Here is a 21,277-nt window from a genome sequence, read left to right on the forward strand (position 1 = left end):
CCTTCCTCAGTCCCAGTCCAGGCCGCCGCGCCGCCACACGTAGGCGTACGCAACGAAGACCGCGACGATGAACAGGACCATCTCCACGAAGCCGAAGATCGGCAGAGCGTCGAACGAGACCGCCCAGGGGTAGAGGAAGATGATCTCGATGTCGAAGACGATGAAGAGCATCGCCGTCAGGTAGAACTTGATCGGGAACCGCCCGCCGCCGACCGGCTGCGGGCTGGGCTCGATGCCGCACTCGTAAGCCTCGAGTTTGGCCTTGTTGTAGCGACGGGGACCGGCGAAGCGGGCGGCGCCAACGGAAAACAGCGAGAACGCCGCGGCGAGGGCGAACAGCCCGATGATCGGTGCGTAAGGCGAGAGCGACATCGTTTTCTCCTGCTCGTCCTTCCCTGCCCTCGGTGCTTGACGAAAATCACACTATTCACGTCCCTCGCAGTGGCAGTCGGCGGGGGTCGATCTTTGTCGGCATCGGCGCCGTGACCAGCGCCGATGCCGTCCTACTTATACGGCTGGGGCGGCCTTCGTCATCGCGTTGATGACCCGGTCCATCGCGTCCCCGCCGCGCGGGTCGGTCAGGTTGGCCAACAGCTTGAGCACGAAACGCATCAGCGTCGGGTGCGGCATGCCGTGTTTGGTGGCGATCCGCATGATCTCGGGGCGGCCGATCAGTTTCACGAAGATCCCGCCCAGCCGGTAGTAGCCGCCGAGCCGGGCCTTCAGCTCGTTCGGGTACGCCAGCAGCGCGCGCTCGCGTTCCGGGCCCGCTGGCCGGGCGAGGGCCTGGAGCATGACCTCCGCGGCCAGTTCGCCGGACTCCATCGCGTACGCGATGCCCTCGCCGTTGAACGGGTTGACCATGCCGCCCGAGTCGCCGACCAGCAGCACGCCCCGGGTGTAGTGCGGCACCCTGTTGAAGCCCATCGGCAGCGCGGCACCGAGGATCGGGCCGTCGGCGTTGGTCTCGTCGGTCATCCCCCAGTCTTCCGGGGTGTTGGCGAGCCAGTCGGTGAGCAGCCGGCGGTAGTTGGTCTTGCCGAACGCCGAGGACGAGTTGAGCACGCCGAGCCCGACGTTGACCCGCCCGTCACCGAGGCCGAAGATCCAGCCGTACCCGGGCAGCAGGTTGTCGCCGCTGTCCTTGCTGCGCAGCTCCAGCCAGGACTCCAGGTAGTTGTCCTCGTGCTTGGCCGGCGAGCGGTAGTAGCGGCGGACGGCCACGCCGATCGGCCGGTCCTCCCGCTTGGCCAGCCCGAGCGCAAGCGGGAACCGGCCCGAGACGCCGTCGGCCGCGACGACCAGCGGCGCGTGGAAGGTGGTGGGCTCCTTGCCCGGCCCGACCTCCGCCTCGACGCCGGTGACGCGGCCATCGCCGTCGAGCACCGGGCCCAGCACGTTGACGCTGGTCCGCAGTTTCGCGCCGGCGGCCACCGCCCGCTGGGCGAGCAGGTCGTCGAAGTCCAGGCGCGTGCGCACCAGACCGTAGTTGGGGAAGCTGGCCAGCTCCGGCCAGTCCAGTTCGAGGCGCACCCCGCCGCCGATGACCCGCAGGCCGCGGTTGTGCAGCCAGCCCGCCTCGGGCGAGGTGTCCACACCCATCCGGATGAGCTGGCGCACCGCGCGCGGGGTCAACCCGTCGCCGCAGACCTTCTCCCGGGGGAACTCGGTCTTCTCCAACAACAGCACCCGTACGCCGTGCCGGGCCAGGTGGTACGCAGTCGCTGACCCACCGGGACCGGCGCCCACGACAATGACGTCGGCGTCGTGTTCCACCGCGGTCATTCGCGCCTCCTCCCGCACGCTCGTGAAATGCTTCACAAGCCAGACGGGACGAGTGTATGACCGGCGTCATACCAGCGCAGGATCAGGGGTACCTAACTCGCCGATGTGACAGCTAACCACCGTCCACAGCGGTCAGGTGTCAGGCCGGACTGGAGGCGTCGAGGCCCGCGTCGACCCGAATTGTCTCCGGTAAATGCTCGCGGAGCGCCCCACCCGCTGCCCGGTCCAGTGCCGCCAACACCTCGGCGACCACCTGCCGGACCTCCACCGGGTCGGCCCCGGCCAACTCGCGCAACTGGGAGATGAGTTCGGCCGCGTCGTCGTCGGTGGCGGCCACCGGGTCCGCCGGGTCTGCTCCGGTCATGCGATCGAGCGTACGGGGCAAAGTGGACTAAAGTCCGACATTAACGGAACTTGAATAATGTCCGTACCGGGTGGTGCGGAACGTTCGCTACTCGCGGATCCCCCGGTGCAGGGCCACCACGCCACCGGTCAGGTTGCGCCACGCCACGCGCCCCCACCCGGCCGCGGCCACCCGGCCGGCCAGCGCGGACTGCGCCGGCCAGGCCCGGACCGACTCGGCGAGATAGACGTACGCCTCGGGGTTGCTCGACACCGTGCGGGCCACCGCCGGCAGCGACCGCATCAGGTACGACAGGTAGACCGTCCGGAAGACCGGGTTGACCGGGGTGCTGAACTCGCAGACCACCAGCCGGCCGCCCGGCCGGGTCACCCGGGCCAGCTCACGCAACGCCGCGTCGGTGTCGTTGACGTTGCGAAGCGCAAAGGAGATGGTCACCGCGTCGAAGCTGGCGTCGGCGAACGGCAGCCGCAGCGCGTCTCCCGCCAGCAGCGGCACCTCGGGTCGGGCCCGCTTGCCGGTGTGCAGCATGCCGAGTGACAGGTCGACCCCGACCGCGTACGCCCCGGACTGGGCCAGCTCGCGCGTCGAGACACCGGTGCCCGCGCCCACGTCCAGCACCCGCTCGCCCGGCCGCAGCCCGAGCGCCGCTCGGGTGGACCGGCGCCAGGAGCGATCCTGGCCCAGCGAGATCACCGTGTTGGTCAGGTCGTAACGCTCTGCCACGCCGTCGAACATCGCGGCGACCTCGTGCGGCTGCTTGTCCAGACTGGCGCGCTGGCCCTGCGGGGTACGGCTCACCCCCTCACTCTGCCAGCCGCCCGCCAACCGACGTGCGCTGGGTGGGGCCGCACGCACCCCGTACGCGAAGGGGCGGGGTGGTCGCCCACCCCGCCCTCGCGTCGTGCCCGCGTCATGACACCTCGGTCAGAACGCCTGTCGCCATCGCACCCGTCACGGTCGCGCCTCGCCTGCGCGCCGCTGGTCAGGGCACCGGTGTCAGTCGGTCGACTTCTCGTCGGTCGGCGAGACCAGGACCACCTTGCGGCGACGGGTGAGCACCAGCAGCGCCCCACCGACCAGCAGGATGATCACGCCGATGCCACCGATCAGGCCGACCTGCACACCGGTCACCGGCAGGCCGCCACCGCCCGGGCCACCACCGGCGGAACCACCACCGGTACCCGGCGAGACGGTCGTACCCGGCGTCGTCGTACCGCTCGGGATCGGCGTCGGAGTGGCCGTGGCGGTCGGGGTGACCGTCGCGGTCGGGTTGACCGTCGGCGTCGCGGTCGGGATGACCGTCGCGGTCGGCGTGACCGTCGGCGTCTCCGTTGCGGTCGTGGTCGGGGTCGGCGTAACCGTGGGCGTCTCCGTCGGAGTGATCGTCGGGGTCGGCGTCTCCGTCGGCGTAGGCGTCTCCGTCGGAGTGACCGTCGGCGTCGGGGTCGGCGTCTCCGTCGGCGTAGGCGTCTCCGTCGGAGTGACCGTCGGGGTCGGCGTAGGCGTCTCCGTCGGGGTTGGCGTCTCCGTCGGAGTGACCGTCGGCGTCGGCGTCGGCGACTCGGTCGGGGTGACCGTCGGGGTCGGCGTCGGCGACTCGGTCGGAGTGACCGTCGGCGTCGGCGTCGGCGACTCGGTCGGGGTGGCCGTCGGCGTGGGCGTCGGGTCGACGGCCAGGTCGACGAAGACGTCGAAGATCGCCTGGTTGTCACCCTCGTCGATCTCGGTGAAGGCCTTCCGCTGGGCGGTGCTCGCCCGCCGCGGCTGCTCCTCGGGCTTGCCGGCTGCTGCGTCCAGGCCGTGCGCCACCAGCTCGCCGACCCGCAGCACCGGCTCGGTGACGTCCTTGCCGACGGTCACCTTGATGTCCGCCGTGTAGTAGTCACCGGGCCGGATCACCGCACCGTCGTCCTGGCAGAGCGCCTGAGCGACGCCGAAGGTCTGCGTGGTGCACGTGTCCGGCAGGGTGTCGAAGGTGACGCCCGCCGGCAGGGTGAGCACGTAGGCGAGGCCGGTGGCCTTGCGGCTGCCGTCGTTGTAGACCGCCCAGTCGACCGGCACCGTCTCGCCAGGCCGCACCGGCCGAAGGTCGGGGTCGTCACCGTTGACGCCGTTCACGACGACGTTCGCGTTGACGTCCTGCACCCAACTGGTCAGGTCGTACCCGGGCTCGGTGACGGTGATGTCGTGCTCGACCTTGTTGTCTTCCTCGTTGGGGTCCTCGGTCGCCGAGCGGAGAGTGACCACCAGGGTGCCGGCTGCGCCCTTACCACCGGTGGAGAAGATCGGGATACCGAAGTCCTCGCTGGTGCCGGCCGCCAGGTCGCCGAGACGGCAGGTGAACTTCTTGCCGTTCACCCGGCAGCCGTCGGGCACCACGACCCGGACCTTGTTCGTCTTCAGCTTGCTGGTGTCCACAGTGTAACTGACACCCTTGGCGTCTTCCTTGCTCCGGGTGTTGTCGACCGAGAACTTGAACGGCTTGCTCTTGGCCTCGGTGACACCCTTGGCCAGGTTGTAGCTGAGTGGCACCAGAGCCAGATCGGCCTCCTCGGCCGCCAGCACCGGAGCGGCCACGGCGGCGATGCCGCCGGCCGCGAGCAGCGCCACGACACTGGCGCGCACCAGCGTCGATCGGTGGAACGCTGTCATCAGTCCCCCGGGGGTAGGGAAGAAAGAATGGTTGCGGAACGAGCGGACGCTATCGGAGGCTGATCTTCCCCGCCAGCAGGCGGAGCCGTTTTCATCCGTCCGGTCCGAGCTGGGCAGACAGTACGGGCGGGATGGTCACCCATCCCGCCCGTACTGCCGTGCGTTATATGAACGACCCTCATGGGTCGATGGAGGACCTCCTCAGCCGGCCGTACGCTCGTCGCCCGGCGTTACCAGCACCACCCGACGCCGACGCGCGACCAGCACCATCACACCACCGGTGATCAGCACCGCCGCACCGATTCCGCCGATCAGACCCGCCTGCACACCGGTGACGGGCAGGCCGCCGCCGGAGCCACCCTGGCCACCCTGGCCGGGGTTGTCGCCGGGGTTGTCGCCGCCGCCGGAGCCAGCCTTGGCGGCCACGATGACCGCAAAGTCGTCCCGGTCGTCCGACGGGTCCACGTCGGTGACACGCTCAGCCGCCGCCACCGCCTTGACGTTCTTGATCGCACTCCGGCGGGCCGCTGCGGGCACCGGGGTACCGACCGGGGCCACGCCGAGCGCCTTGGCGGCCAGCGAGCCGTCCGGCAGCGCGGCCGGAGCCGTCACGCCCGCCGCCACCGCGATCGGGAAGGTGATCAGCGCTCCGACGGCCTCGCCGAACAGGAATTCCTTGTCGGTGCAGGTCGCGGTGCGCTTGTCGGCGGAGTACTCGCAGGCCTCGTACTGCTCGGTGAAGGTGACGTCCTTCGGCAGTTGCACAGTGAACTCGAGACCCTTGGCGATCCTGTCGCCCTGGTTGACGATCTCGCCGACGAAGACGGCATTGTCGCCCGCGTACAGCGGAGCCTGTTCCGTCATCACGCCGTCGACCAGGCGGAGCGCGGTCTTGACGTCGGTCGCGATCACGCCCACGTCGACGCCGCTCTCGTTGCTGATGTCGATGCGAGCGGTGGCCGAGTTGTTGCCCGGTGTGGTGTCGCTCGGCGACTCGATGGTCACCGTGATCGGCGCAGAGTACGGCTCGTCGACTGCCACCGTCCGCTTGATCAGCACAATCGGCAGCTCAACGGTCTCCCCTGGCCCGGGGATGTCCTCCGGCGCCACGACACAGGTCCACAGCACGGGTTTGCTGGAGCCCTCGCCGCTACAGTCGCCGCCGGCCGGGAAGACCGCCATCGTGTCCCAATCGATCTGCGACGTGTCGGCCTTGACCACCAGTGCGCTCGGCGTGCCCGGGCCACTGTTGGTGACCTTGGCGAACGCCGTCTTGACCTGCTGTCCCTCGGCGACCTTCGTGCCGACGACGGCCTTGATCGAGAGGTCGGCACCGTCGGGTGCGGCAGTGGCTGGCGCGGCAGCCATCACGCACAGGCCGCCAGCAAGCAGCGCGACCGCGCCGAGCCGCGCCAACGGCCGGTTACGAAAAATCATGGAAGGCCCCCGCAGGCTAGAGAAAAGGTACGGGCGGGGACGTTAGCGGGCCTCGATCACTCCCGCCAGCCCCGACCTGGGCGAAGCCGGCCGGGATGCCGCGAGTGACTAGATTATTGTCCGGATTGATGGCGGTTGTTGTACCGGATCGACAGCGGCCGCCGGCACAAGATTCACCGAATCGACACCCGTGGGTGACCGTTCAGCTGGCGGGTCGTCGGATATCGCGGAGTCGAGCGGTCAGTGCGCGTCCACCAGCGGCAGGGACTTCCCCGCGCCACCGCCGGGCAGCGCGATCGAGGAGAAGTGCGACACCACCCGCTCGTCGGTCGGGTCGTCGGCCGGCGTGTGGTGCACGGCGAGCCGGTTGTAGAGGGTGTCGCGCTGCGCGGGGATCCGGTCCGCGGAGCGGATCATGCCGATCAGCTCGTGCAGGTTGGAGCGGTGCCGGGCACCGGCGGAGGAGATGACGTTCTCCTCCAGCATGATCGAGCCGAGGTCGTCCACGCCCATGTGCAACGAGAGCTGCCCGACGTCCTTGCCGGTGGTCAACCAGGACGCCTGCAGGTGCGGCACCGTCTCGAAGAAGAGGCGGGCCACCGCGACCAGGCGCAGGTATTCCAAGGTGGTCGCCTGGGTGCGGCCCTTCAGGTGGTTGTTCTCCGGCTGGTACGTCCACGGGATGAAGGACCGGAAACCGCGGGTGCGGTCCTGCACGTCACGGATCATGCGCAGGTGCTCGATCCGCTCGGCGTGTGTCTCGCCGGTGCCCATCATCATGGTGGCGGTCGACTCGATGCCCTGCCGGTGGGCCAGCTCCATGACCTCCAGCCAACGCTCGCCCGACTCCTTGAGGGGGGCGATCGCCTTGCGGGGTCGCTCGGGCAGCATCTCCGCGCCGGCGCCGGCGATCGAGTCCAGGCCGGCGGTCTTGATCCGGGCGATGGCCTCGTCCAGGCTCACCCCGGAGACCTTGGCCATGTGCAGGATCTCGCTGGGGCCGATCGAGTGGATGACCAGCTGCGGGTACGCCTGCTTGACCGAGGAGAACAGCTCCTCGTAGTACTCCACGCCGTAGTCCGGGTGGTGCCCGCCCTGGAGCATCACCTGGGTGGCGCCCAGCTCGACCGCCTCGCCGCACCGGCGCAGGATCTCCTCGGTCGGGTGGGTCCACCCTTCCTTGTGCTTGGGCGCCCGGTAGAACGCGCAGAACTTGCACGCCGTCACGCAGACGTTCGTGTAGTTGATGTTGCGGTCGATCAGGTAGGTGACGACGTTGTCCGGGTAGCGCCGCCGACGCACCGCGTCCGCCGCCTCGCCCAACGCGTGGAAGGGCGCCTCGGTGTAGAGCAGCAGCGCCTCCTCGGGCGTGATCCGCCCGCCGTCCGCGCCGCGCTGCAGGATGTCGTCGATCTCCCGGCTCACCGTCACGCCCCCGAGCCTACGCCGACGACGCGCCCCTACCGGGAGGGGTGCTCATGGCTGTGATTCGCTCCGCACATCCTTGATCGGGCTGGTACCGGGATCTCGACGAGGTCGAGCTGCGCCCTTTCCGCGATCTTGCACTTGCTGTGACGGCATAGGGGGCGTTCCGCGCATCTCGGCGACCGAAACTGCAAGATCGACGCGGGCGGGGCGATCCCGCTTCCCGCGCCGAGATTGGCGCCCCTCGGCCGTGCGGACAACCAGAAGACGGTGCGGGCCGCCTGGAGGCGGCCCGCACCGTTACCGAACGCCGGGCGCGTTACGCCCGTCTGCCGGAATGCTGGCGGGTGGGAGTTCCCGGCCTACAGGTCGGCCTTCGTCACGCGGGAGGATTCGTACGTCGTGGAGGACTGGGGGAGGCCCGGCACGGTGGAGACCTCCTTGACCAGCATGCCGGTCTTGGCGTCGATGGTCAGCACCTCGCTGACCCCGCCGCCGAACACCTCGGGGCCAGCGGTGATCGTCAGCGTGGCCTTGCCGTGGGTGGTCGAGTTCTTGACGCTGACCGCGGAGATGGTGGACAGCAGACGCAACACACCAGCCCGGACCTGCGTGTTGCCGTCGCCAGCGGACAGCGCTTGGGTGCTGAACGTCCACAGGGCGTTGTCGAAGTGCCGCTGAACGGCCTGGGGGCTGTACGGCTTCGGCTCGGCGTTGCCGCCCTTCTGCTTGATAATCACCTGGGCCGCCGCCTGCTGCTTGTCCCACACCGCCTTCTGCGCTGCGGGGTCGAGGCCCACCAGCGGATCCTTGGCCGCCTTGAGCATCTGGGTCCGGCCGTCGGCCGGGCTGATGTCCGCCGCGGCGACGGCTGCCTTGAGGAGCGGAGCGTAGCCGCCGTCCGTCATCTGGTCCTGATGACGGGCGATCGCACGCTTGATGTCCTGCACGCTGTTGCCCGTATAGATCGCGTGACCGTCGGTGTACAGTGTGTAGACGACCTGCATGGTCTTGGTGCCGTGGACCTGCGTCGCCTTCACCAGCCACGCGTCGCCCGCCGACGGGGTGACCGTCGTGATGGACCCGGCCAGGGTCATCAGCGGTGCGCGCTCGGCGGACCCGTCGACGGTGGTCGAAGCCGAGGTGGCGGCCGACGAATCCTTGCCGGCCTCCAAGCCCCCGGTCGCCGGCGAGTTGAGCACCACAGCGACGACTGCCGCCGCGGCGGCAACCCCCACCCCGGCGCCGATGCCCAGTCGGCCCGCGATACCGATCCGGCGGCGGCGCTGAATCGCCGGGCTGGATTCGTGGTCCCGCGTGGTTGTCGTCGTTTCCATGGTTGAAGTCGCCTCCATAGTCGTGCCCTCCGCTGATATCGCGCCCTGCAGCCGCACGGTTCCGGGGTCGGCCATAGCCGCCCGCAGCACCGCCCGCGCCCGCTGATACGCCTCCGGGCGCAGTGGTTCTGCGCTGCCCAACGCACCGACCAGATCGAGCTCGTCTGTCATCGGTGTCTCTCCTTCGCGCTGTTGCGGTCCTTCAGAAGCGCGGATACTCCCGGCGCGTCGCGCAATGCCGTCCTGGCCTGGCTCAGCAGCCGCCGCGCGGTGCCGGCCGGTATGCCGAGTGCCCGCGCGGCGTCGGCTGCGGTCAGGTCCTCCCAGGCGACGAGCCTCAGGACCTCCCGCTCTTCGGGTTTGAGCCGCGTCAGGGCCGACCGGAGCACCGCCCGGGCGTCCACGCCGAGGTCCACCGCCGACCACGGATCCCATCCAGTAGCCACGTCCGGTACGTCCGCGACCAGGTCCTCGGCCGGCCGGGACCGCCAGTAGCGCCGCAAGCGATTCAATGCCACCCCGTACAGCCACGGCCGCGCATCGTTGTACGACCGGTCGTACAACCGCCGCGACTCGAACGCCGCAACCCAAACCTCGCCCAGGAGGTCCTCAGCCGCATCCCGCCCCGCCCGGCGAACGAGGTACGAACCGACAGCGGCCTCATGACGCTCGACCACCTCCACGAAGGCGTCGACATCGCCATCCAGCGACCGGCCTATCAAATCCGCATCCGAAGCCATGGCCCTCCTCGGCAAAGTCGGCGCTTCAACCTGTCATTGCCGATCAGGCGGGAAAGTGTTCAGGCGCCGAGGTCCGAGGGCGAGCGGTGTCGTCGCCGCACCTGCTCCGCGGATTGGCCGTCGAAGTCGCTTTCAGGTCGCCCCGCCCCGCGTCGCTTTGACGCCCGAAAGGACTGCCCTGGGTGCTCCGAACCGCTCGGGAACTGGTCAAATGCCTTGGCAGCGCAGCGGCGGGGACGGCGTTCAGGTCGTGGGCCGCGCCGGGCAGCGCGGCCGAAGCCCAGACGAGACGCCCGGCGGTGTCGGCGATGACCTGGACGCAGGTGGGCCAGGGCGAGCAGGGCCTGGCGGCCCGGGTTCAGCCGCTGACCTGCAAGATCAGGTTGGAAAAGGCTCAACGGTTGGGCGCAGTGGATCCGCGTCCGGAGCGATCAGCCACCTCAGGCGCTCCGGACGAAGCTCCTGGACGGGGTCTGAGTGGGTCAGGCGTCGTAGTCGACGGTGAGCCTGTCGGTGGTGGGGCTGGACTGGCAGGTCAGCACGTAGCCGGCGGCCAGTTCGTCGGGCTCCAGCGCGTAGTTCCGGGCCATCGTGACCGCGCCGTCGACGACCTTCGCCTTGCAGGTCGAGCAGACACCACCCTTGCAGGCGTACGGCAGCTCGCCCCGGACCTTCAGCGCGGCGTCCAGCACCCGTTCCTCGCGACCCATGGTGAAGCTCGACGACCGGCCGTCCAGCACGATGGTCACCTCGGCCCCGGCGCCCGCCTGGTCGACGGGTCGGCGCACCGGCTCCGGCGGCGTGTCGACGTGGAACAGCTCGGTGTGCACCGCCGACTCGGGCAGCCCGCGTGCGGTCAGCACGTCCCGGACGTCGACCACCATGCCGTACGGGCCGCAGAGGAACCACTCCTCGATCAGGTCGCCCGGCACGATGGTGCCCAGCAACCGGCCGAGCCGCTCGGCGTCGATCCGACCGGAGAGCAGCGGCGACTCGCCCTGTTCCCGGGAGAGGACGTGCACCAGGTGCAGCCGGGTGGGGTAACGGTCCTTCAGGTCGGCCAACTCCTCGGCGAACATCACCGTGTTCGCCGTGCGGTTGCCGTACACCAGGGTGAAGGTGCTGGCCGGCTCGACGGCCAGGGCGGTCGCGACCAGCCCGAGCACCGGGGTGATCCCGGAGCCGGCGACGACCGCGCCGTAGTGCCGCGCGCGATCCGGCGCGAACGCCGTGGTGAAGGTGCCCAGCGGCGGCAGCACCTCGACGGTGTCGCCGCCGCGCAGCGCCCCGCAGGCGAACGCCGAGAAGGCGCCGCCGGGGATCTCCCGCACCCCGATCCGCAACCGGCCGTGCCGGGCCAGGTCGTCGGGAGTGGAGCAGATCGAGTACGACCGGCGCACGTCCGTGCCGTCCTCCGCAGCTCGCCGCACGGTGAGGTGCTGGCCGGCGCGGAACGCGAAAGTCTCCCGCAGGTCCTCGGGTACGGCGAAGGTCACCGCCACTGAGTCGTCGGTGAGCCGGTCGACGGCGGCGACGGACAACGGGTGGAAGACCGGCCGGCGGCGAACCGGGCGGGTGATGGTGACAGTCACAGTGCCTTCAGGTGGTCGAAGGGTTCGGAGCAGGAACGGCACCGCCACAGCGCCTTGCACGCGGTGGAACCGAACCGGCTGACCTGCTCGGTCTCCGGCGAACCGCACTGCGGGCAGCGGACCGCGAGCGTCAGCGACACGACGCCGGCGGTGCGCACCGGGGCCGGCGGGGCGATCCCGGCGGCGGCGAGCTTGGCCCGCCCACCCTCGGAGATCCAGTCGGTGCTCCACGGTGGGCTGTAGACGGTCCGGACCTCCGCGTCCGGGTGGCCGGCAGCGGTGAGCGCGCGGCGGATGTCCGCCCGGATCACATCCATCGCCGGGCAGCCGGTGTAGGTCGGGGTGATGGTGACGGTGACCCGGCCACTGGCCGGATCCTCCTCGACCGCCCGCAGGATGCCCAGCTCGTCGATGGTGATGACCCGGATCTCCGGGTCCACGACGCTCGCGGCGGCCTCCCGTGCGCTCGCCCCGCCGGTGCCGTTCGCGATCGTGGGGCTCGCGCTCCTCGCGCTCACCACTTCGCTCCGGGGTGGGCGCGGTGCAGCACCTGCATCTCGGCGAGCAGGTAGGCCAGGTGCTCGGTGTGCACACCGGCCCGCCCACCGGCCGGGGCCCAGGCACTGTCCGGCTGGGTGAGCGTCGCCTCGGCCAGCACCGGGCCGACGACCTCGTCGAACGCCGGCCGCACTGTGGCCGGGTCGACCGGCGCCGCCGGGTCCGCGGCGAACAACTCGTGGGTGTACGGCCACACCTGGTCGACGGCCGCCTGCATCCGACGATGCGACTCCTCGGTGCCGTCACCGAGCCGCTTCACCCACAGCGCGCCATGGTCCAGGTGGTACGTCGACTCCTTGCGCGCCTTCGCGCCGATCGCGGCCAACCGCTCGTCCGCGCAGCCGGCCAACGCCGTGTACAACGGCAGTTGGTACGCCGCCAGGAAGAACAGCTTCGCCATCGTCACCGCGAAGTCGTCGTTGGGCAGCTCGACCAGTAGCGCGTTGCGGAACTCGCGGTCGTCACGCAGGTACGCCAGCGCGTCCTCGTCACGGCCGGCGCCCTCCAGCTCGCCCGCGTACGACAGCAGCAGGCGTGCCGCGCCGAGCTGGTCGAGGGCGATGTTGGCCAGCGCGATGTCCTCTTCCATCTCCGGCGCGCGGGTGGTCCACTCGGCCAGCCGCTGGGCCGCGATCAACGCGTCGTCAGCGAGGGCGAGGGTGAAGTCGAAGGGTCCGTTCACGGCGTCACCTCGCTGCGCTGGCTGGTTCGTTCGCTCCGCTCGCTCCGCGCAACCACTTCGCTTCGCTCGGCGGCGGCGCGAAGCGCCCCGCTGGTGAGCTGGCTGGTTCGCTCGCTCCGCTCGCTCACAGGTGGGCCACCCCGTCCGGCACCTCGTAGAAGGTGGGATGGCGGTAGACCTTGTCGGCGGCCGGGTCGAAGAAGGCATCCTTCTCGTCCGGGCTGGACGCGGTGATCGCACCGGCCGGCACCACCCAGATCGACACGCCCTCCTGGCGACGGGTGTAGAGGTCGCGGGCGTTGCGCAGGGCAAGCTCCGCGTCGGGGGCGTGCAGGCTGCCGACGTGCGTGTGCGACAGCCCGCGGCGGGCCCGCACGAAGACCTCCCAGAGCGGGGTGTGTTGCGTCATGCTGCGACCGTCTCCTTCTGTCCCGCCCGCTTCGCGGCGTATGCCGCGGCGGCCTCGCGTACCCAGGTGCCGTCGGCGTGCGCGGCCCGGCGGTGGGCCATCCGCTCCCGGTTGCACGGCCCATTGCCCGAGATCACCTGCATCAGCTCGTCATAGTCCGGCTGGGTGTAGTCGTACGCCTGCCGCTCGTCGTTCCAGCGCAGGTCCGCGTCGGGGATGCGCAGCCCGAGGATCTCGGCCTGCTGAACGCACATGTCGACGAAGCGTTGGCGCAGATCGTCGTTCGAGAAGCGCTTGATCTTCCAGGCCATCGACTGGGCGGAGTGCGTGGAGTCGCCGTCCGGCGGACCGAACATGGCCAGCGACGGGTACCACCAACGGTCCACCGCGTCCTGGGCCATCGCCTGCTGCGCGGGGGTGCCGTGCGCCAGGGTGTGCAGGATCTCGTAGCCCTGCCGCTGGTGGAACGACTCCTCCTTGCAGACCCGGATCATCGCGCGGGCGTACGGGCCGTACGAGCAGCGGCAGAGCGGGACCTGGTTGACGATCGCCGCGCCGTCCACCAACCACCCGATGGCGCCCATGTCGGCCCAGCTCAGGGTGGGGTAGTTGAAGATCGAGCTGTACTTCTGGCGGCCTTCGAGCAGCAGTTGGACCAGCTCGTCGCGGCTGATGCCGAGGGTCTCGGCGGCGGCGTAGAGGTAGAGGCCGTGACCCGCCTCGTCCTGCACCTTGGCCAGCAGGATCGCCTTGCGCTTGAGCGACGGCGCCCGACTGATCCAGTTGCCCTCCGGCTGCATGCCGATGATCTCGGAGTGGGCGTGCTGGGCGATCTGCCGGATCAGCGTCCGCCGGTACGCGTCGGGCATCCAGTCGCGGGGCTCGATCTTCTGCTCGGCGTCGACGACCTCGGCGAAGTACGCCGCCAGGTCCTCGTCCGGCGCGGGCCCGCCACGCCGCCCGCGCGCCGCCGCCGCCCGCAGCTCGGCCTCGGCGGCCTCGACCTCGCCCAGCAGGCCGCCGGGCGCCTCGTCGGTGGCGCCGTCCGGGGCGGAGAAGTCGTTGCCATACATGAGGCTAAGTGTTACAGCTTGCGCCACGTTGCACCAGGGGGTGTAACAGGAATCCGCGCATCCCATCTGTGAGCGGATGAGTGCTTTGCGTTACTTGGACACCGTCATCTCGCCGTGACCTAGGCCACGAAACAAAGGTGAATGCCTGCAAAAACCTCATACCGGCCCCATATCCCGCCTTTATCGCAGGTTGCCTAGTGTCGAACCCTGGCGGTCTGCCGGTCCGGACGTAGACTTCTGCCGGACAACCGATCGGCTGCCGACATCGACATCTCCACAGAGGCCACCTCCCCCGGCCTCGGCGATCGCACCCGATCCGTCCCGACGACAAGCCGGTCCCCCCGGCCCTGACACCTGGAGTTCACCCACTCATGCGATCTCGCGTGACCCTGGTGCTCGCCATCACGGCGGTCGTGCTCGGCGGCGTCCTACTGGTCCCCACCGCGTACGCCCGACTCGCCAGCGACGACAGCGGCGGAGGCGGCGGAGGCGGTACGTCGAGCGTCGCCGCGCCCGCGCCCACCCCACCGCCGCCGCCCACCCTGGCCGCCGGCCCGGTGTCGGTGAGCTTCAAGGGTGAGTTCTTCTCGTGGGCTCTGCTGGACCGGAAGACGGGCAAGATCTCCGGGTCACCGAACATGACAGCGACCAGCTCCACCGAATCGATGATCAAGGCGTGGATCGTCTCCGACTACCTGCGACAGCTCGGCGACAAGGAGCCCCCCGCAGCGATGAAGGAGATGGCGCGACTCGCCATCGTCGACAGCAACGACGGAGCGGCCAACAAGATCCACGCCGCTGCGGGTGGCTCCTACAAGCCCTCGTCGAGCAGCGTCCCCGACGCGGTGATCCAGCGCGCGATCAAGATCTGCGGGCTGACCGACACCAAGCGCGGCAACGTCAAGCCGTACACCGGCTTTTGGAGCTTCACCCGGATGTCCCCCCGAGACGCGGCCCGGGTCGGCGACTGTATCGCCGACGGTAAGGCCGCCGGCCCGAAGTGGACCAAGTGGGTGCTGGACCAGATGAGCAAGGTCAAGGGCACCACCGCGGCCAAGGACCAGCGGGTCTCGTCCGGTGGTGGCCGTTGGGGGATCATCGACGGTCTGCCGAAATCGATCACCGCTCAGGGGCCGGTCAGCATCAAGAACGGCTGGACCCCCATCTACGGCGACGGCAACTGGCACGTCAACTGCCTCGCCGTCACCAGCAAGTGGAGCCTCGCAGTGATGCTGCGCTACCCGATCAGGAGCGGTCTGGACTACGGCGCGAAGGTCTGCGCCAGTGTGGCCACCCAACTGGTCACCCCGCAGCCGGGCGCCGCCCTCAAGGTGCCGCAGCAGCCGGTCGGAAAGCTCTGATGGCCGGCAACCGTCGAGTCGACCGCCGCAACGGCGGCGAGGCCTCCCCGATTCGCCTGATCGCCGTCGCGGTCATCCTGATCGGGCTGGTCCTGGTGTCACTGCGGCTGCTGCCCGGGTCGCCGTTCGAGTCGTCCGCCGCGGCCAAGTGGGGCGACGCGGGCTCCGGCACCAGCGACCGCCCCACCGGCGCCGGCACCGACCGCAGCGCCCGCCAGCCCTCCTCGCCGTCACCGAGCCCCAGCCCGTCGCTGGAGCCGCTGCCCTTCGTGGCGAAGAACCTCGATCTGGACATCGAGGGCTGGTACTCCTGGAGCGTCCTCGACCGCCGAACCGGAAAGATCATCGGTTCGAAGAACATGGGCGAGACCAGCACGACCGCCTCGATGATCAAGGCCTGGATCGTCGCCGACTACCTGCGTCGCGCGGCTGACGCCGGCCAGACCCCGAGCGACGCGAAGCTCGCCGACGCGACGAGGATCATCCGGGACAGCGACAACACCCGGGCCGAACAGTTCTACAACCAGGTCGACCGGGACGCCTCGATCAAGCGGCTCATCTCCATGTGCAAGCTGACCGACAGCAGCGTCGCCCCCGACCGCGGCTGGAGCCGGACGGCGCTCTCCCCCCGGGACACCGCCCGGATGGGCAACTGCATCGTCACCGGCACCGCCGCCGGACCGAAGTGGACCAAGTGGCTGCTCAACGAGATGAAGCTGGTTCGCGGTGCCGGCGACTTCGGTATCCGCAAGGCCTTCCCGGCGGCCGAGCAGAAGAAGATCGCCATCAAGAACGGGTGGATCGACCGGACCAAGGAGCAGGAGATGCACATCAACTGCCTGGCCATCGGTGACACCTGGACGATGGGCGTGATGGTGAAGTACCCGATCAACATGGGTTATGACTACGGCATGAAGAACTGCGAGAAGATCACCGAGGCACTGCTCCGCCCCGGCACCTGAGCCCCTCAGGCTGACGCCGGCCGCTCTGGCCCGAGGTTCTGGCGGGCCTGGATTGTGCCGGCCCGGCGGGCTGACGGGCCCGGCACGCTGACGGGCCCGGCGTCGGCGGTCAGCCGGCGAAGAACTCCGGGCCGTCGTCCGGCAGCGCCGGGGCCTCGCCGATGGCCGCGGCCCGTCGAGCCCACTCGCGCAGCCCGGCGACCTGCCGGTCGCCAAGGGAGAAGTCGAGAGTCCGGAAGTACGTGGCCAGCGTCTCCGCGTCGAAGGTCTCCCAGCGGGCAGCCGCCTCGGCGACCTGGTCCAACTCCGCCAGGCAGAGATCCCGCGAGCGCAGGAAGGCCTCGTGCACCTCCTTCACCAGGCCCGGGTGGGCGGCGGCGAAGTCACGGCGGACCGCCCAGACGGCGAAGACCATCGGCAGGCCGGTCCACTCGCGCCACGCCTGCCCGAGGTCGGTGACCGTCAGACCCTTCTGCGGTGCCTCGTAGTACGCCCGCAGCGCCACGTCCCCGATCAGCACGGCGGCGTCGGCCTCCAGCAGCATCTGGGTCAGGTCCGGCGGGCAGCGGAAGTACTCGGGCCGCACGTTGTACTGCTCGGCGAGCAGCAGCTGAGCCAGCATGACCCCGGTCCGCGAGGTCGAGCCGAGCGCCACCCGGGCGCCGTCCAACTCGCCGAGGGGTCGGGTGGAGACCATGTTGACCGAGAGCACCGGTCCGTCGCTGCCCACCGCCAGGTCCGGCAGGAGCAGCAGCTCGTCGGCGTGCTTCAGATACTCCAACAGCGTGATCGGGCCGATGTCGAGGTCGCCGGCGACCAGCGCCGCGCTCAACCGGTCCGGCGAGTCCTTGTGCAGGTCGACGTCGAGCAGGGCACCGGAGCGCATCAGACCCCAGTAGATCGGCAGGCAGTTCAGGAACTGGATGTGCCCGACCCGCGGGCGTGCGATGCGCTCAGCCATGGCCCGACCGTATCCCCGGCGGCTGGCTCCGGCTCGGCGGGCCGGCCCGGAGTGGTCAAGCCCGCACTTGACGACCGTCGTGCCGCCCCGGCCACGAACGGTACGAAGACCAGCACCACCAGCAGCCCGACCACACCGGCACCGGCGATCAGCGGCCGAGGCGGAACGACCGCGAGCAACGCCCCGCCGATCAGGAAGCCCGCCATCGAGCCACCCTGCACCGCCGCGCCGTAGCTGGCGTACGCCCGGGCGCGCACCGCCTCCGGTACCCGCCGAGCGGTGAGCAGGTTGGCGAAGACGTTCTCGCCACCGTTGGCCGCACCACCCACCAGCCAGAGCGGCACCAACACACCTGCCGCTGGCACCGTCGCCGCGAGCAACACCATCAGGCTGCACACGGCCAGAGTGGCCAGCACCCCGCGTACCAACCCGGCGTCGTCGTCGAGCCGCCTGGCAAGTCGTACGGCGAGCCAGGTCCCCGGCAGCATGCCGGCCATCCATGCGGCACTGACCAGGCCGTACGTGGTCGCCGAGCCCTCCAACGTCTCCCGAATGAAGAAAACCTCGATCACGTTGATGCCGCCGATCGCCGCGATCACCACGGCGGTGCTCACCACCATGACGAGCATCAACGGATCGCGGCGCAGCCGCCAGCCGATCTCCGTACCCCCGGGGGTTGCCACGCCGCCCGAGACGGCCCGGCCGGCGGTGGCCTCGCTGCTCACGGCGGCCGGGCTGGCGGTGGCCTCGCTGCTCACGGCGGCCGGGCTGGCGGTGGCCTCGCTGCTCACGGCGGCCTCGCTGCTCACGGCGGCCTCGCTGCTCGCGGTGGCCTTGCTGGCGGTGGCCTCGCTGCTCACGGCGACCTGGCTGACGGTGGTCCCGCTGGAGGTGGCCGGGCTGGCGGTGGCCTTGCTGGCGGTGGCCGGGCTGGCGGTGGCGGGCCGCCGGCCGCCGCGTCGGGTCCGCAGCAACAGGCCCGCGACCACGAGCGCCAGGTAGGTCACGGCATCGAGAAGCAGCGGTACGCGGGTGCCGAACTGCCCCACCAGCAGGCCGGCCAGCACCGGGCCGCCGAGCGCACCGAGCGAGACGGCCGTCTGACTGATCGCGCTGGCTCGTGGTAGGTCGGCCGGGCGGACCATGGCCGGCAGCAGCGCGGCCAGGCAGGGTTGGGTCACCGCGAGCCCGCACGCCAGCAGGGCGACGAGCCCCACCACCAGGACCGGTTGCTCGACGACGGCGAGGAGCGCGCAGATTGCGGCCTGCCCGAACCCGATGGTCACCAGCAGGGTACGGCTGTCCGTCCGGTCGGCGAGTCGGCCCGCGAGTGGGGCGAGTACCACCAGGGGCAGGGTGGCGGCCAGCAGCAACCCCGACACGGCCAGCCCGCCGGCACCGGCACCCTGCAGCGCCAGCGCCAGCGCGGTCGCGGCGAGGAAGTCGCCGCAGATCGTGGTGCCTCGAGCGGCGGCGGCGATCCAGACGTCCGACCAGCGCGACTCGTCAGTTGTGAAGGACATGCTTCGAAAATAATCCTTCACAACTGATTCATGCAAGCCTGGCTATGCCAGCGGCACCGTCCGGTACTGCACCGCGACCGTGCGCGCCCCCGGCGGTGGGTCACCCTGCCGCCGCCGCGGGTGATATGGCCGGAGCAGCGCCAGCACCGCCTCGTTCAACTCGGCCAACTCGTCGGCGGTGAGCAGCAACAGCGTGTCGGTGAACAGGGTCGTGTCGTACCACTCGGCCGGCTCGTCCCCGGCGCGCCGCAACCAGTCCCGGGTGCGCTCCATGGCCCGGACCGCATGCGCCTCCACCAGCGCCTGCTCGGCCGCACGCGCCTCGGGCCCGGCATCACGCCCCGCCTCGACCAGCACACTCACACTCGGCACACGCCACAGCCGCTCGCGCGCGTCCCCCCGGCTCGGCGCCTGCTCGACCAGGCCGAACTTCGCCAACGCCCGCAGGTGGTAACTAGTTGCGCTCGGCGACAGCCCAACGATCTCGGCACACTCGGTGGCAGTCCCACCACCCTCGCGACTGTTCAGGTACTCCATGATCGCGATCCGGGCAGGATGGGCCATCGCCCGCATCACCTGGGGGTCGCTGATCGTCATCCGGCGCGAATCGGAGCGGGCCTCGGTCATAAGCCCATGATCCCGGCAGGCCCCCCAACCTGCCATCACCCCCGCGTCCCGCTCAGACCACCGCGCGTCGGCCACTGTCTTACTTCGGCAGCGAACAAGCGGATTTGACGGCGGGCACGGCTTGGCGAGGGTGGACTAAATAGCGAGCGTGGCTTGGCGTCTCAGCGGCGGCTTCGTGGCGACGTGGCGGCTTCGTGGCGACGTGGCGACGTGGCGGCTTCGTGGCGACGCGGCGACATGGCGGCTTCGCGCCGACGCGGCGACATGGCGGCTTCGCGGCGACCTGGCGACCCGGCGGCTTCGCGGCGACCTGGCGACCCGGCGGCTTCGCGGCGACGTGGCGACGTGGCGACGTGGCGACGTGGCGCGGCTTCATAGGGCGGCGGCAGGGCTTGGCGGACGGCTTTTGACGGACGCGCGAGCCGGCGTGGCAAGCGAGGCGCGGCAAGCGGGCAGCTCACGATGATCCACGAAATGTAGTTCCACTCATTGATCAGGACGACTCCAAAGTGTCGTACACCAGTTCTATTCTGGTTTCATGTTGGAGGCGTTGGCGCAGGTGGATGGGGCAGTTGACGACTGCGCCGAGACCGCGCTCTGGGCGCTCTCAGATGACGAGTTGCTTGCTTCTCTCGACGCGACTCAGGTGTTGGCGCAACGGTTGGCCGCCGTTCAGCTCGGTCTGGTCCGCGAGTTGGACGGTCGCGGGGTAGCGATCGCCCAGGGCGCCTCGTCCACCGCCGTCTGGCTTCGGGAGCGGCTGCGGCTCTCGGGCCGCAGCGCCCGCCAACTGGTCCAGCTCGCCACCACCATCGACGATGCCCCGCCAGCGGTGCGTGACGCGCTGCTCAGCGGTGCCATCACCGTCGAGCAGGGGCGGGTGGTGGCCGACACGGTCGCCGCCCTCCCGGTCGAAGCCGGTCCCGAAGTGGCGGACAAGGCCGCTCAACTACTGATCGACTGGGCCGACCGTTTCGATCCGACAAGCCTGAGCCGGCTCGGCGAGCGCGTCCTCGCGCACGTCGCCCCGGAGTTGGCCGACCAGGCTGAGTTGAAGGCTCTGGAGCGGGCCACCGAGCGGGCCGAGGCCCGCCGGCACGTCACGCTCTCCGAGCAACAAAACGGCCAGGTACGCCTCAGCGGCAACCTCGACACCGAAACCGCGAGCCTGCTGCGCGAGGCGATCGATCCGCTCTGCGCCCCAGCCGGTGAGCACGATGACCGCAGTCCTGGTCAGCGCCGCGCCGATGCGTTGGGTGAGATCTGCCGACTGGCGCTACGCACCGGTCAGCTGCCCGACAACGGCGGCGACCGACCTCAGCTGGTGGTGACCGTTTCGCTGGAGGAACTAGTCAAGGGCGTACGCGCCGGAACACTGGAAACCGGCACGCGCCTCACCCCCGGTGCGGTCCGCCGCCTGGCCTGCGATGCGGGCGTGCTGCCGGTCGTGCTGGACGGCAACAGTCAGGTCCTGGACGTCGGCCGGCAGCGCCGGCTCTTCACCGGCCCGTTGCGGCGCGCGCTGGTGCTGCGGGACGTCGGTTGCGCCTTCCCCGGTTGTGACCGACCGCCGAGATGGTGCGACGGTCACCACATCCGACACTGGGCCGACGGTGGGGTGACGGCGCTGGACAATGCGGTGCTGCTCTGCGGCTACCACCACCGGTTCATCCATCGCGGCGACTGGACGGTCCGTCTCGCGGCGGACGGTCGACCTGAATTCCTCCCGCCCAGCTGGCTCGACCCGCTGCGCACCCCGCGTCGCAACCTCTACCACCTGCGCTGTTGA

The 21,277-nt window shown here is 70.1% G+C and carries 19 protein-coding genes and 2 pseudogenes; 3 read left to right on the forward strand and 18 right to left on the reverse strand.

Features of this window, described 5'->3' with window-relative positions:
- Positions 1-6 precede the first annotated feature (6 nt).
- From GA0070561_RS05020 to paaA, 15 genes and pseudogenes are all read right to left on the reverse strand, one after another.
- Positions 7-372, reverse strand: a complete 366-nt coding sequence (locus GA0070561_RS05020) for an NADH-quinone oxidoreductase subunit A (protein ID WP_007454588.1) — start codon at positions 370-372, stop codon at positions 7-9.
- Between the two features lie 135 nt (positions 373-507).
- Entirely contained in the window at positions 508-1,785 is a 1,278-nt protein-coding gene (locus tag GA0070561_RS05025; RefSeq protein ID WP_091395584.1) for a geranylgeranyl reductase family protein, read from the reverse strand.
- Between the two features lie 139 nt (positions 1,786-1,924).
- Positions 1,925-2,149 carry a hypothetical protein gene (locus tag GA0070561_RS05030; protein ID WP_091395588.1) on the reverse strand — a complete coding sequence of 75 codons (225 nt, stop codon included), beginning with the start codon at positions 2,147-2,149 and terminating at the stop codon, positions 1,925-1,927.
- 87 nt (positions 2,150-2,236) lie between these two features.
- Positions 2,237-2,947, reverse strand: coding sequence for a demethylmenaquinone methyltransferase (locus GA0070561_RS05035; RefSeq protein ID WP_091395591.1), 711 nt, complete (start codon positions 2,945-2,947; stop codon positions 2,237-2,239).
- An 804-nt stretch (positions 2,948-3,751) separates the two neighbouring features.
- Positions 3,752-4,801: pseudogene (locus GA0070561_RS34060) on the reverse strand (cell wall anchor protein); the annotation flags it as partial.
- A 201-nt stretch (positions 4,802-5,002) separates the two neighbouring features.
- The gene (locus tag GA0070561_RS05050) at positions 5,003-6,238 is read right to left on the reverse strand and encodes a COG1361 family protein (protein ID WP_141710314.1); all 1,236 of its coding nucleotides are present in this window, start codon (positions 6,236-6,238) and stop codon (positions 5,003-5,005) included.
- A gap of 240 nt (positions 6,239-6,478) precedes the next feature.
- Entirely contained in the window at positions 6,479-7,669 is a 1,191-nt protein-coding gene (gene mqnC, locus GA0070561_RS05055) for a cyclic dehypoxanthinyl futalosine synthase (RefSeq protein WP_091395598.1), read from the reverse strand.
- A 356-nt stretch (positions 7,670-8,025) separates the two neighbouring features.
- Positions 8,026-9,171 carry a hypothetical protein gene (locus GA0070561_RS05060; protein WP_141710315.1) on the reverse strand — a complete coding sequence of 382 codons (1,146 nt, stop codon included), beginning with the start codon at positions 9,169-9,171 and terminating at the stop codon, positions 8,026-8,028.
- Positions 9,168-9,740, reverse strand: coding sequence for an RNA polymerase sigma factor (locus GA0070561_RS05065; protein ID WP_091395605.1), 573 nt, complete (start codon positions 9,738-9,740; stop codon positions 9,168-9,170). Before GA0070561_RS05065 ends, GA0070561_RS05060 begins: the two co-directional genes overlap by 4 nt.
- Positions 9,741-9,939: 199 nt before the next feature.
- Positions 9,940-10,059: pseudogene (locus tag GA0070561_RS32935) on the reverse strand (IS5/IS1182 family transposase); the annotation flags it as partial.
- Positions 10,060-10,222: 163 nt separating this feature from the next.
- Complete coding sequence (gene paaE / locus GA0070561_RS05070) at positions 10,223-11,332, reverse strand: 1,2-phenylacetyl-CoA epoxidase subunit PaaE (RefSeq protein ID WP_091395609.1); 1,110 nt, start codon at positions 11,330-11,332, stop codon at positions 10,223-10,225.
- Positions 11,329-11,823: a 1,2-phenylacetyl-CoA epoxidase subunit PaaD gene (paaD, locus tag GA0070561_RS05075; RefSeq protein ID WP_091397402.1), complete on the reverse strand. Its 495-nt coding sequence runs from the start codon at positions 11,821-11,823 to the stop codon at positions 11,329-11,331. Before paaD ends, paaE begins: the two co-directional genes overlap by 4 nt.
- A gap of 23 nt (positions 11,824-11,846) precedes the next feature.
- The gene (paaC, locus tag GA0070561_RS05080) at positions 11,847-12,572 is read right to left on the reverse strand and encodes a 1,2-phenylacetyl-CoA epoxidase subunit PaaC (RefSeq protein ID WP_091395612.1); all 726 of its coding nucleotides are present in this window, start codon (positions 12,570-12,572) and stop codon (positions 11,847-11,849) included.
- A 124-nt stretch (positions 12,573-12,696) separates the two neighbouring features.
- Positions 12,697-12,981 carry a 1,2-phenylacetyl-CoA epoxidase subunit PaaB gene (gene paaB / locus GA0070561_RS05085; RefSeq protein ID WP_091395615.1) on the reverse strand — a complete coding sequence of 95 codons (285 nt, stop codon included), beginning with the start codon at positions 12,979-12,981 and terminating at the stop codon, positions 12,697-12,699.
- On the reverse strand, positions 12,978-14,054 hold the full coding sequence (gene paaA / locus GA0070561_RS05090; RefSeq protein WP_091395619.1) for a 1,2-phenylacetyl-CoA epoxidase subunit PaaA: 1,077 nt from the start codon (positions 14,052-14,054) through the stop codon (positions 12,978-12,980). Before paaA ends, paaB begins: the two co-directional genes overlap by 4 nt.
- A 371-nt stretch (positions 14,055-14,425) precedes the next feature.
- On the opposite strand from paaA, the gene GA0070561_RS05095 reads away from it, so the two are divergent.
- Together GA0070561_RS05095 and GA0070561_RS05100 are read left to right on the forward strand one after the other, a co-directional pair.
- Positions 14,426-15,415, forward strand: coding sequence for a serine hydrolase (locus GA0070561_RS05095; protein WP_091395622.1), 990 nt, complete (start codon positions 14,426-14,428; stop codon positions 15,413-15,415).
- Positions 15,415-16,377, forward strand: coding sequence for a serine hydrolase (locus GA0070561_RS05100; RefSeq protein WP_091395625.1), 963 nt, complete (start codon positions 15,415-15,417; stop codon positions 16,375-16,377). Before GA0070561_RS05095 ends, GA0070561_RS05100 begins: the two co-directional genes overlap by 1 nt.
- Positions 16,378-16,486: 109 nt before the next feature.
- On the opposite strand, the gene GA0070561_RS05105 is transcribed toward GA0070561_RS05100, so the two are convergent.
- From GA0070561_RS05105 to GA0070561_RS05115, 3 genes are read right to left on the reverse strand one after another with little or no spacing between them, the layout of a single operon-like run.
- On the reverse strand, positions 16,487-17,338 hold the full coding sequence (locus GA0070561_RS05105; protein ID WP_091395629.1) for a menaquinone biosynthetic enzyme MqnA/MqnD family protein: 852 nt from the start codon (positions 17,336-17,338) through the stop codon (positions 16,487-16,489).
- Positions 17,290-18,861, reverse strand: coding sequence for an MFS transporter (locus GA0070561_RS05110; RefSeq protein ID WP_091395632.1), 1,572 nt, complete (start codon positions 18,859-18,861; stop codon positions 17,290-17,292). Before GA0070561_RS05110 ends, GA0070561_RS05105 begins: the two co-directional genes overlap by 49 nt.
- A gap of 42 nt (positions 18,862-18,903) precedes the next feature.
- The gene (locus GA0070561_RS05115) at positions 18,904-19,488 is read right to left on the reverse strand and encodes a winged helix-turn-helix domain-containing protein (protein ID WP_091395634.1); all 585 of its coding nucleotides are present in this window, start codon (positions 19,486-19,488) and stop codon (positions 18,904-18,906) included.
- Positions 19,489-20,026: 538 nt separating this feature from the next.
- Between GA0070561_RS05115 and GA0070561_RS05125 the strand changes: the two genes are divergently transcribed.
- A complete protein-coding gene (locus GA0070561_RS05125) occupies positions 20,027-21,277 on the forward strand; it encodes an HNH endonuclease signature motif containing protein (RefSeq protein ID WP_091395637.1) in 1,251 nt (416 codons plus the stop codon).

This window comes from Micromonospora saelicesensis, assembly GCF_900091575.1.
Classification (GTDB): Bacteria; Actinomycetota; Actinomycetes; order Mycobacteriales; family Micromonosporaceae; genus Micromonospora; species Micromonospora saelicesensis.